This is a genomic window from Aquiflexum sp., assembly GCF_977115555.1.
Genome location: NZ_CDSBKL010000094.1, coordinates 1 through 12142, shown reverse-complemented (window position 1 = coordinate 12142; position 12142 = coordinate 1). Strand labels below are relative to the sequence as shown.

The 12142-nt window shown below is 42.7% G+C and carries 8 protein-coding genes and 1 pseudogene; 6 read left to right on the top strand and 3 right to left on the bottom strand.

Annotated elements, in window-relative coordinates:
• From ACZFYI_RS07880 to ACZFYI_RS07855, 6 genes and pseudogenes are all read left to right on the top strand, one after another.
• A pseudogene (locus tag ACZFYI_RS07880) lies at window positions 1-692 on the top strand (thioredoxin domain-containing protein); the annotation flags it as partial.
• An 8-nt stretch (window positions 693-700) separates the two neighbouring features.
• Window positions 701-3220: a replication restart helicase PriA gene (gene priA, locus ACZFYI_RS07875; RefSeq protein ID WP_462523577.1), complete on the top strand. Its 2520-nt coding sequence runs from the start codon at window positions 701-703 to the stop codon at window positions 3218-3220.
• A gap of 128 nt (window positions 3221-3348) precedes the next feature.
• Window positions 3349-4560, top strand: a complete 1212-nt coding sequence (locus tag ACZFYI_RS07870; protein ID WP_462523576.1) for a cation:proton antiporter — start codon at window positions 3349-3351, stop codon at window positions 4558-4560.
• Between the two features lie 54 nt (window positions 4561-4614).
• A complete protein-coding gene (locus ACZFYI_RS07865; protein ID WP_462523575.1) occupies window positions 4615-5136 on the top strand; it encodes a YfiT family bacillithiol transferase in 522 nt (173 codons plus the stop codon).
• Window positions 5137-5423: 287 nt separating this feature from the next.
• Window positions 5424-5753: a Bor/Iss family lipoprotein gene (locus tag ACZFYI_RS07860; protein ID WP_462523574.1), complete on the top strand. Its 330-nt coding sequence runs from the start codon at window positions 5424-5426 to the stop codon at window positions 5751-5753.
• A 12-nt stretch (window positions 5754-5765) separates the two neighbouring features.
• Window positions 5766-7388, top strand: coding sequence for an FAD-binding protein (locus ACZFYI_RS07855; RefSeq protein WP_462523573.1), 1623 nt, complete (start codon window positions 5766-5768; stop codon window positions 7386-7388).
• A 115-nt stretch (window positions 7389-7503) separates the two neighbouring features.
• Here the strand turns inward: ACZFYI_RS07855 and ACZFYI_RS07850 are convergent, their stop codons facing one another.
• The 3 genes from ACZFYI_RS07850 to ACZFYI_RS07840 all read right to left on the bottom strand — a co-directional run.
• Window positions 7504-8556, bottom strand: a complete 1053-nt coding sequence (locus ACZFYI_RS07850; RefSeq protein WP_462523572.1) for a 2-oxoacid:ferredoxin oxidoreductase subunit beta — start codon at window positions 8554-8556, stop codon at window positions 7504-7506.
• Window positions 8531-10369: a 2-oxoacid:acceptor oxidoreductase subunit alpha gene (locus tag ACZFYI_RS07845; RefSeq protein ID WP_462523571.1), complete on the bottom strand. Its 1839-nt coding sequence runs from the start codon at window positions 10367-10369 to the stop codon at window positions 8531-8533. The genes ACZFYI_RS07850 and ACZFYI_RS07845 overlap by 26 nt, the downstream gene beginning before the upstream one ends.
• Window positions 10366-12142 (bottom strand): FAD-dependent oxidoreductase (locus tag ACZFYI_RS07840; protein ID WP_462523570.1); only part of this gene is annotated, 1777 nt, incomplete at its 5' end. The genes ACZFYI_RS07840 and ACZFYI_RS07845, both read right to left, overlap by 4 nt.

The following is a 12142-nucleotide window of genomic DNA, read 5'->3' as shown; positions in this document are numbered from 1 at the left end:
TGGCGAAGATGTACAAAGATGGGATTTTGTATCGGTCCTATAAAAATGGAAAAGCATATACTCCAGGATTTTTGGAGGATTATGCAGCCGTGATCAGAGGATTTATTTCTTTGTATCAGGCAACATTTGATACCAAGTGGCTTCTGAAATCCAAAGAATTAACCGACATCGTGATTGACCAGTTTTATGATGAGTCAGACGGGTTTTTCTTTTTCAACAATCCAACCGCCGAAAAGCTGATAGCCAACAAAAAAGAGCTTTTTGACAATGTCATTCCTGCTTCCAATTCAATCATGGCGAGAAATCTGCAGGATTTGGGTCTGTATTTTTATGAAGACAAGTATCTTGAGATTTCTGAAAAAATGCTTGGGGCCATGAAGAAGTTGATCATTACTGAGCCGGGTTTTCTTTGCAATTGGGCCTCACTGTACCTGAGTACATTAGTGGCAAAGGCTGAAATTGCCATCGTGGGTAAAGGTGCACAAGAAAAAGCAAGGGAAATGCAGTCTTCAAAGGCATCCAATTTCGTGATTGCTGCGTCTGAAACTGTCACAGAAAATATCCCTTTATTAGAAAACAAATCGCCGGATTCTGAAGGAAATGCCTTAATTTACGTTTGCTTCAGCAAGGCCTGTCAAAAGCCTGTTTCTGAAGTTTCCGATGCCTTGGCACAGTTTCCATCTTTAGCCTGACCTGACTTTTGGAGAGTTTATTTGGTGATTTATACCCGCAGGAAGAAAGCAAATCCAACTTATTTGCGGACATCATTTTGCCGGTACCCATCCCCAAGATGTTTACCTACAAAGTTCCCCGTACCTTGACCGACCAAGTCGGGATCGGTTTTAGGGTAATTGTTCAGTTTGGAAAAAAGAAGGTCCTTACCGGGATTATCGGAAAAGTCCACCAAAAACCACCCTCAGCATACGAAGCAAAACCTATTCTAGATATCCTTGACAACCATGCCACTGTCAATCCATTGCAGATTCGTTTTTGGGCGTGGATGGCGGAGTATTATTGCTGCCATATCGGAGAGGTGATGAACGCTGCTTTGCCATCCGGCCTGAAACTCAGCAGCGAAAGCAAAATCCAACTTAATCCCACCTACGATTCGGATACTTCTACCTACCCATTGGATGACCGGGAAGAAATATTGCTTCAGGCCCTGGCCGCAAAAGAAGAGATGACCTATGAGGAATGCGAAAATGTCCTCGGACTAAAATCGATCCATGGCATCATCAAAAGCCTGGTCATCAAGGAAGCCATCTTGGTTTTTGAGCAATTAAAAGAAAAATATACGCAAAAAGTTGAAACCCGTATCAGGCTTTCTAAAGAATATGCTTTGGATAAAAAAGCATTGGAATCACTTTTTAACGAAATCGCGAACAAGCCTAAACAGGAAGAAATCCTGCTCAAATACCTCCAAGAAATCCCTGTTTACAAAAACCCCGACCTCAACCAAAAAGGACTTGACAAAAAAGCTATTACCGATGCGAACATGTCGGTGTCTTCTCTGAAAACCCTGATCAAAAACGGCGTGCTCGAAGAGTTCAAGATTATCATCAGCCGATTTGAGGAGGAGGAAGGGAATGGAGATGAAATCGTTCTTTCTGACCTACAGACAGAAATTCTTACAGAATTGAAAAGTCAATTTGAGGAAAAGAACACAGTCTTGTTCCATGGGATTACCGGAAGTGGCAAGACAGAAATCTACATCACTTTAATCAAAGAAGTCTTGGCGGGTGGCTCGCAGGTATTGTTATTATTACCTGAAATAGCCTTGACTACCCACATGGTAAGCAGGTTGAGGAAAGTGTTTGGAAGCAGCATGGGAGTTTTTCATTCCAAATATTCCGACAATGAAAGGGTAGAGGTTTGGAATGGGGTATTGTCCGGCAAAATCAACTTTGTCATCGGAGCTAGGTCTTCTATATTCCTTCCATTTGACAGTTTGGGAATGGTGATTGTCGATGAAGAACATGAATCCTCATACAAGCAGTTTGATCCTGCGCCGAGATTTCAAGCTAGGGATGCCGCGATTATGCTTTCTTGGATTCATCAGGCCAAAACATTGTTGGGATCGGCGACACCTTCCTTTGAGTCTTTTTACAACGCGCGCACAAAAAAATACGGTTATGTGGCTTTGGACAAAAGGTATGGTGAAGCCCAACTTCCTGAATACCATTTGGCCGATATGTTGGCGGACAAAAAGAAAAACCTGCTCAAGCTAGATTTTACCCGTTTGCTAAGGGAAAAAATCCAGGAAGCCTTGTCCAATCAGGAGCAGGTTTTGATTTTCCAAAACAGGCGTGGCTATGCGCCTTATATTGCCTGCGAAGATTGCGGATGGATTCCTGAATGTGAACATTGCGATGTCAGCCTGACTTATCATCAGTTTGGCGAGGAGATGCGCTGCCATTATTGCGGGTTCAAGGAGAAAGTTCCGCATGCATGTCCTGCCTGTGGGAGCAATAAATTGGGAGCGGTTGGATTGGGGACAGAGCGGATTGAAGAAAGTCTTTCTTTACTTTTCCCTGAAGCCAGAATCGCAAGGATGGATTTGGATACCACGCGAAGTAAATATGGCTATCAACGTCTCTTGGAGGAGTTTGGCAGCGGCAATGTGGATATTTTGGTAGGTACGCAGATGATTACGAAGGGCCTTGACTTTGACCGGGTGACAGTAGTGGGGATTATGGATGCGGACAGGATTTTGTATTTTCCTGATTTTAGGGCAGGGGAGCGGGCTTTTCAGCAAATCACCCAGGTAGCCGGCAGGGCAGGTCGACGGGACAAAAAAGGAGCTGTGATCATTCAAACAAGAAAACCTGAAGAAGCCATTTTTGGACAGATAATATCAGGAGATTACAAGAATTTTTATATTCAGGAAATGGGGGACAGGCAGCGGTTTTTCTATCCTCCATTTGTCAAAATCATCAAAATCACTACCCGGCATAAGGATTATAAAATCGCTGAAAAAGCAGCCCGACACCTACATAATCTGATGGGCGAGATCGATGTCAAAAAGATTTTGTTGGGTCCGGAAAAAGGCTTGGTGGGTAAGATTAAGAACCAATATATCTTCGAATCTATTGCAAAGCTCGACAAATCAGGCAATGCCCAAGCCCAATTTAAACATGATCTTCTTCACCTTTTAGAGGAAATGCAGGTTCACAAGGATTTCAGGGGAGTAAGGTTTGTGGTGGATGTGGATCCTTATTGAGGTGCAAATTGAGTGAAGCACCATGTAAATACCAAACATGAGACTTTTGGCCGGAATCCCTTTCTGAATTCAAAATCTTTGGTTAAATTATTTTCATAATATTTTGATTTAATAATCCACCTTACGAAATGAATGACAATCCTATCTTTGTTTTTTTGGCCTTATTGATTTTGACATTTGGTATAGTGTCAAAGCGCGTCGAACGTACTATCATCACAGCCCCTATGGTATTCGTATTGATTGGTTTGGTCGTCAGTTTTTTTGGTATAGAGTTGTTGCCCGAGGGGCCAAAAGCAGGTTTGGTCAAGCCCTTTGCCGAATTGACTTTGATTCTTGTCTTGTTTATTGATGCGTCTACGATCGATCGGTCAAAGCTTAAGTTAGACAGAATCCTTCCACTTAGACTGCTTTTGATTGGCCTTCCCCTTACCATGATAATGGGCTCCTTAATTGCTATACCCTTATTTCCGGAAATCGGAACAGTAGCCCTGATTATGATGGCGTTGATTTTATCACCCACAGATGCAGCTTTGGGCCAAGCAGTTGTGACAAGTGAGTTGGTTCCCATCAGAATTAGGCAGACGATAAATGTAGAAAGTGGGTTAAATGATGGAATTGCACTTCCTCCAATTTTGATATGTTTTGCAATTCTTTCCGGGTCCGGAGGAGGCAGTATGGATATTTCATATTGGTTGACTTTTGTTATCAAACAGTTTCTCTTTGGTCCTATCATAGGAGGCTTTATCGGATGGCTTGGAGGATTAATCGTAGACAAGTCATCTAGGGCAGGCTGGATGAGCCATATCTATCAGATGCTCGCTTCTGTTTCAATTGCCATTTTGGCTTTTTCCTTATCAGAGCATATGGGAGGAAATGGGTTTATTGGAGTTTACTTTGCAGGTTTGATGCTGGGGACACATTCAAAAATGATTAGGGAAAGGATTCAGGAATTTGGAGAGGCAGAAAGCCAGGTTTTGATCATGTTTATATTTCTGCTTTTTGGAATGATTCTAATCCCATTATCCTATGAATATTGGGATTGGAGGACTTGGGTTTACGCCATCCTCAGTTTGACTGTTGTCAGAATGGTACCTGTAGCTTTGAGTTTAATCGGGGCAGGATTGGACAAAAAGACAGTTTTGTTTATCGGGTGGTTTGGTCCAAGAGGTATCGCATCGGTTTTGTACCTGTTGATGGCAGTGATTCAATTGGGTTTGGAAGGTTATGAAAAGGTCATTTCAGTGATATCTTTGACGGTGTTGCTCAGTATCTTGCTTCATGGAATCACTGCCGTACCATTTTCAAAATTTCTAAATTCAGGAAAAAAATTACCGACCTGAAAAACAAAAAATATGTTTTTAAACAAATAAAAATTATTCAAATCAAATACGAAAATGGAAAATCTAAAATATCCCGTTGGACGCTTTTCCGCGCCAAAAGAAATTACTGCTGAAATGCTCGAAGAATGGACGGGCGTAATCGATAGATTTCCTGCTTTGCTCAAAGCCGAAACCTATAAACTTTCAGAGGCACAGATGGACACACCTTATCGGCCGGAAGGTTGGACAGTAAGGCAAGTGGTACATCATTGTGCTGACAGCCATATGAACAGTTTTATCCGGTTCAAGTTGGCGCTGACAGAAGAAAATCCGACCATCAAACCCTATCATGAAGATTTATGGGCAGAATTGGAAGATGCCAAAGACATGCCTATTGGAACAAGCTTGAAGATTTTGGAAGGCCTGCATCACCGGTGGGTTGTGTTGATCAAATCACTTTCAAAAGAGGATTTGCAAAAAACTTTTTACCATCCTGCAAACCAAAAAACAGTATCTCTCGGAACGACGATTGCTTTGTACGCTTGGCATTCTAGCCATCATTTGGGTCATGTTAAATTGGTGAGTGGAGAGAAATAGATGGTAGACATGAGACATGAGTTATGAGACAAAAACGAAGAAATTCTGAATTTAGAATGTTGAATTCAGGTAAAATACAAGATGCAAACATGCCTGTATGAAACTGAGAAAGAAACAACAAATACAACCATTAGTACAACTACAACAACTACAACATAATAACCATTAACCAATTAACCTTTAACCCTCTCTTGCCTTTTTCCATTTATTTTTTTAACTTTTACTTTGATTTTTAGGATGTTATATATTTTTAAAAAGACTGGATTAAACTTAAACTTTGGACTATAATGAGAAATCCATTTCATTTCAAGCGCTTTTCTATCCTGATTCTGTTCAGTATGTTATTCTTAATGGCCTCCTGTGCCAATCTACGGATTGTATCAAAATACGATTCGGATAATCCCGCTCCGGTTCAAGTTAATCGGACTTCGTATTTTTGGGGTTTCAGGCAGCCTGTAGATGTCAAAACCGAAGCAACCTGTAAGTCTATTTGCCAAATTACGGTAAAGACCAATGTTGGGCATATCCTGATTTCTGTCATAACCTTGGGCATCGTTGTGCCTCAATCTGTTGAATATTTTTGTTGCCCGGAGGTACCGATTCCGGGAGAAATTTAAACCCATTTTGCCATGACCTATCCTGCCGGAGTTATTCCTTGGAAAATCAAGGAATTCACGAATGTCCACCAGAACTATACCCAGCCATTGGACGAAGACCTTTCCTTTGATATGGTCTTGGATGATCCATCTTTTCAAAGCCTTGATCAGTTTTCTCAATACAAAAAATGTACTGCCAATTTCCAATGGATCATCAAGTATGCCTTGGAAAACCAGCTCAATATACGTGCTATGGGAAGCGGATGGTCATTCAGCAAAGTAGCCGTCAGTGAGGATGCGATCATCAATACCAAACGGCTGAGACATAAGTTTGCTTTGGGTAAAGATAATTTTCATTCTGAATTTTTGAATGCAGGTTACAAGCCTGAGAATTTCAGATTTTTGCAATGTGGAAATACAGTCATTCAAATCAATGAATACCTAGAAAAACAAAGTCAACCTGCCAAAAGCCTGATGGTAAGTGGTGGCAGCAACGGCCAAACCATTGTCGGTGCATTTTCGACAGGGACGCATGGTGCGGCGGTTTTTCAAGGGGCTTTGCCCGAAATGGTATTCGGTATGCATGTAATCACAGGTCCTGAGCGCCACATCTATGTCGAAAGGGCTTCCAGACGCATTACTTCTGATACTTTTCAGCAGAAACTGGGTGCAGAAGTCATCATTGATGATGAGTTGTTCAATGCCATTTTGGTAAGTTTTGGGAGTTTTGGGATTATTCATGGAGTCTTAGTGGAGGTGGAGGATAAATTCCTTTTAGAACAAAAAATGCAGAGAGTACCATTTGACAATGCCATGACCGAAGCTGTCACCAAAATGGATTTTTCAAAAATCCAGCACCACCTCAAATATACTTGGAACGATCCACAAAGACATCTATACCATTTTGAATTGGCGGTCAATCCCCATGATTTTGCTTTTGACGATACTGAAAAAGGGGTGTACATGAGATCGATGTTCAAAGTGGCCTACAGGGAGGATTATACTAGGATAGAACATGCCACCTCGGGATTTACCTATGGGGATGATACGCTTGGGCTGATTCAAACGGTTTTGGATCAAGTTCAGGCTAAGGTTGGATTTTTGAATAGAATCCTGGTACCCCAAATCGTGAACTCACTTTTTGGACTAGCTTATAGCCGGCCCGAGGATTTGGTCGGAACGATAGGTGAAACTTTTACCAACACACGTTTCCGCGGAAAAGTATTCAGTGCAGCTATTTGTCTAGATGTAAAAGATGTGGTCAAAGCAATTCAAATTTGCTTAAAGATCAATGAAAATGTTAAACTAGCAGGTATTTTAGCTTTCCGCTTTGTAAAAGGAAATGCGGCAACTCTTGCCTTTACCCGATTCAAGCATTCAGTTGTGATGGAACTTGATGGAGCTGATGCTGCTATCAACCATCAGTTTTATCAATTAGTATTGGAGGCATTAGAGGCTGATTTGATTCCATATACCATTCATTGGGGAAAGCTAAATAGGACCGTGGATAAGAACAGGCTTAACTATATCTATGGCAATGAGCGGATTCTCCAATGGAAAAAGCAACGTTCCAGGGTAATGTCCAAAGAAGTGCAGCAGCTTTTCAACAATGAATTTTTGCAGCAATGTGGGTTGGATGGGTATGTTCCGGCGTGACTTTGCTTTATGCTGATCTTTTATAAAACAATTCCCATAGATTCCTTCAAATTATTTGAGCAGAAAGTGTTTCTAAAATTTAAAGAATCTATGGGAATACTATACATGTTGGCTTTCATCTATACCCCGCATTTATCTCCTTCAAAGTCTCCAATCCCGGACAGAGATCCTCCTCCTTCAATTTATTCAATGGTGTAGAACAGGTGCCCAGTGTTCCGTGAAGGTCTTTCCATTCGGTATTGACATAGAGTAAGCCGGTCAGGATTTCATTTTTTGTTCTTGCATGCTGAAGGGCATTGGCAACTGAAACCCTGTCCTCGGGATTCCAATCTGTTGCTAATTTGTTGAGTTGGATCAAAGTACCATCGTGCATCGCCACCCTAGTGGATTTGCCTTTCTCATAATTGGTTTTGATTTCAGGCATTTCCGGTACGAAGTCCAAAGTCGATGTGGCTTCAATATGTTCCCTTACATAATCATAGGATTTGGTAGAACCAGGATTGTTGTTGAAAGTCACGCAGGGCGAAATCACATTGAGAAAGGCAAATCCCTGATGGTGCATGGCTGCTTTAATAAGTGGAACCAATTGCTGTTTGTCACCGCTAAAACTCTGCGCCACGAATGTTGCCCCCAATTCTATCGCCAAACTTGCCAGATCAATCGCCTGAAAAGGATTGACAGAACCCGCTTTACTCCTCGAGCCTTGATCCGCTGTTGCAGAATCCTGTCCTTTGGTAAGACCGTAGCAACCGTTGTTCATCACGATATAAACCATGTTCAGATTGCGACGGATGACATGGACAAACTGCCCCATACCGATGGAAGCAGAATCTCCATCGCCGGAAACCCCAAAATAGACCATGTCCTTGTTGGCCATACTTGCGCCTGTTGCCACGGAAGGCATCCTTCCGTGTACTGAGTTGAATCCATGGGAATTGCCCAAAAAGTAGGTGGGGGTTTTTGAAGAACAGCCGATTCCGGAAATCTTGGCCACTTTATGTGGTTCTACCGACATTTCAAAGCAAGCCTGTACAATGGCGGCGCTGATGCTGTCATGGCCGCAGCCTGCACAGAGTGTAGAAAGCGAGCCTTCATATTCCTTCTGAGTATAGCCAAGTTTGTTTTTGGGAAGGTTCGGGTGCCTAAAGAGCGGTTTTAGATAACTCATGTTGTTGGGTATTTTCTAGGTTTAAATGCTTTAAAATCTGGTTTTTGATGGCATCAGCTGTAATCGGCATACCATCATAATTCAGTATCGGGATTAATTTGGTAGGATCGGTTTCAAGTTCCATGATGATCATGCTGCGCAACTGTGCATCCCTGTTTTGTTCGATGACAAAAACAGTCTTATGGCTTTGGATAAATTTATGAACCTCTTCACCAAAAGGAAAAGCTTTGATCCTGATGGCATCTACCATTATTTCGCTTTCTTCCAAAATGTCTTTTGCCTCTTCCGCAGAGAAAGTGGATGTTCCATAGAATAGAATCCCGAAATCGGACTTGGATTCTTTTTGGTAGAGGTGGGCTTTGGGAACAATTTGCTTTGCAGTTTCCCATTTGACCATCAGGCGGTCCATGTTCCTTTTGTAAGCAGCACCATCTTCAGTGTATACAGCGTATTCATCCCTGGAAGTTCCTCTGGTAAAAAAGGAACCTTTGGTAGGGTGGGTGCCCGGATATGTCCTGTATGGAATTCCATCTCCATCTGAGTCCAAATACCTTCCAAACCGGCCCACATGTTCCAATTCTTCAGCGTTCAAGACTTTACCTCGGTCATATTTTCTTTCTTTATCCCAATGGAAAGGTTCACTGATGTGGTCATTCATACCTAGATCCAAATCGGTCATGACCATAATCGGCGTTTGGAGGCGCTCAGCTAGGTCAAAACTCTCTGCTGTCATCTCAAAGCATTCGCTTGGAGTTGAGGGAAAAAGCAAAACGTGTTTGGTGTCTCCATGCGAAGCATAGGCTGCAAGAAGGATATCCGACTGTTGTGTCCGGGTAGGCATACCTGTACTAGGCCCTGTTCTTTGGACATCAATCAATACTGCCGGCACTTCAGCAAAATAGGCCAAACCTATAAATTCATTCATCAAAGAAACTCCCGGCCCACTAGTCGCGGTAAATCCACGCGCGCCATTCCAATTGGCACCGATGACCATTCCCATGGCTGCGAGTTCATCTTCAGCTTGGATGATGGCAAATTTTTTCTCGCCCGTTTCTGGATCTGTTCTGTATTCTTCACAATAATGTTCGAAAGCCTCCGCTACTGAAGTGGATGGGGTGATTGGGTACCAAGCCATGACAGTTGCCCCACCATAAACCGCACCGAGCCCGCAAGCTGTATTTCCGTCCACAAGGATTTTGTCTTTCAACAGGTTTCTTTTTTCCAACCTGAACATCAAAGGGTAATCGAAATTGGCCTTTACATAGTCCATTCCAAGTTTCAATGCCTGAATGTTTGCTTCGATCAACTGCTTTTTTCCTTCGAATTGCTCTCCGACAAGTTTTTCCAATTCATTATAGTCCATGTTCAGCAGTTGAGCCAAAGCCCCTACATAGATGATGTTTTTTAGAAGCTGCCTTTTTCTGGGATCTGAAAATGCCTGATTGGACATTTCCATCATGGGAACTCCAAGGTAATTGATGTCCTCCCTGATATATGGAGAAGGAAGTTTTTTGGTGCTGTCATACATGAAAAAACCTCCAGGTTTTACACTCTTGACATCCTGAGCCATACTTTGGGGATTGACTGAAACCAAAATGTCAATTCCTTCTCTTCTTCCCAAGTATCCCTTTTCACTAACCCTGACTTCATACCAAGTTGGAAGTCCTTGGATATTTGAAGGAAAGATATTTTTAGGGGTTACTGGTATTCCCATACGGAATATGGCTTTGGCAAACAGGTAGTTGGCACTCGCAGATCCGGTACCATTGACGTTGGCAAACCGGACTATGAAATCGTTTATGGCTTGGATCATTTTTCTATTAAAGGAAAAGGAGTGATCAATTGATTGGCTTTGGTGGTTGAATACAGAAACTTCTGCATATCCCAAGCGGAGGTGGGACACCTTTCAGCACAGAGTCCGCAGTGAAGGCAAACATCTTCGTCTTTGACCATGACGCGGCCTGTTTTTAGCTCTTTGGATACCAAAATGTCTTGAGAGAGATTTTCTGCAGGTACCAAAAGACTTTGTCTCAGATCGGATTCTTCGGCATTGACAGTAAAGGTGATACAGGAAGTTGGGCAGACATCCATACAGGCATCGCATTCAATACACCTATCCTCGGTAAATACTGTCTGCACATCACAGTTGAGACATCTTTGGGTTTCTTTGTAGGCAGTGGCAATGTCAAATCCCAATTCGACTTCCTTCTTCCGGTCTTTGAGTGTTTGGGACTTTTTGGCCTGAGGAACTATAAATCTCTGGTCTATAGCCACGCCACTGTCATAGCTCCACTCATGAATCCCCATCTTTTGGCTCACGAGATTGGTGTAAGGTGAAGGTCTTTGGTGTACATCTGAGCCTTCACAAAACAAGTGGATGGAAACAGCTGCGTGGTGTCCATGGGCAACAGCCGTAATTACATTTTTTGGTCCAAAAGCAGAATCGCCTCCAAAGAAAACCTTGGGGTTGGTGGATTGAAAAGTAGTCTCATCCACTACTGGCATTCCCCATTGGTCAAATTCGAGCCCGATATTTCTTTCTATCCAAGGAAAACTGTTTTCCTGGCCAATAGCGATCAATACTTCATCGGCTTCCATAAATACATCTTCCTCTTCTGTGGGAAGGAGTTGTCTTTTGCCGTTTTCATCATAGACAGCTTTTACTTTCTGGAACTTCATACCGATGAGTTTTCCGTCTTTTACTTCAAAACTCAGTGGTACGTGGTTGTCAATGATCTCTATATCTTCATGAAGGGCATCCTCTTTTTCCCAAGGGGAGGCTTTCATTTCTTCAAAGGGACTCCTGACGACTACCTTAACTTCTTTGCCCCCCAATCTTCTGGAAGTCCTGCAACAATCCATGGCGGTATTCCCACCACCAAGTACGATTACTTTTGATCCAATGGATTTGGTATGTTCAAATGCCACACCTGCAAGCCATTCTATGCCGATATGGATATTTTTATCGCCCTCTTTTCTTCCGGGCAACTTTGGTAAGTCTCTTCCTTTTGGGGCTCCTGTCCCGACAAATACCGCATCATACCCACCTTCTAGGACTTCTTTGAGACTTTTGACATAGGTACGGAATTGGGTATGGATCCCAAGGTCAAGGATAAAGTTAACTTCCTCATTGAGGACTTCTTCGGGTAGCCTGAAAGATGGAATCTGACTTCTCATCATTCCTCCTCCTGCGATCTGCTCATCAAATAGATGTATCTCGTAACCCAAAGGGGCCAAGTCTCGCGCGACTGTTAATGATGCAGGACCGCCTCCTATAAGTGCAATTCTCTTTCCATTGGATGGGAAAGGGCCTTGTGGCATGTATTGTTTGACGTCTCCTTTATTATCTGCAGCAACCCTTTTGAGCCGACAGATGGCTACAGGTTCTTCTTCTACGCGCACTCTGCGACAAGCCGGTTCACAGGGACGGTCACAAGTCCTTCCAAGTACACCCGGAAAGACATTGGACTCCCAATTGACCATGTAGGCTTCTGTAAATTTTTCTGCAGCAATCAACCTGATGTATTCCGGCACCGGAGTGTGGGCAGGGCAGGCATATTGACAATCCAGTACTTTATGGTAGTAT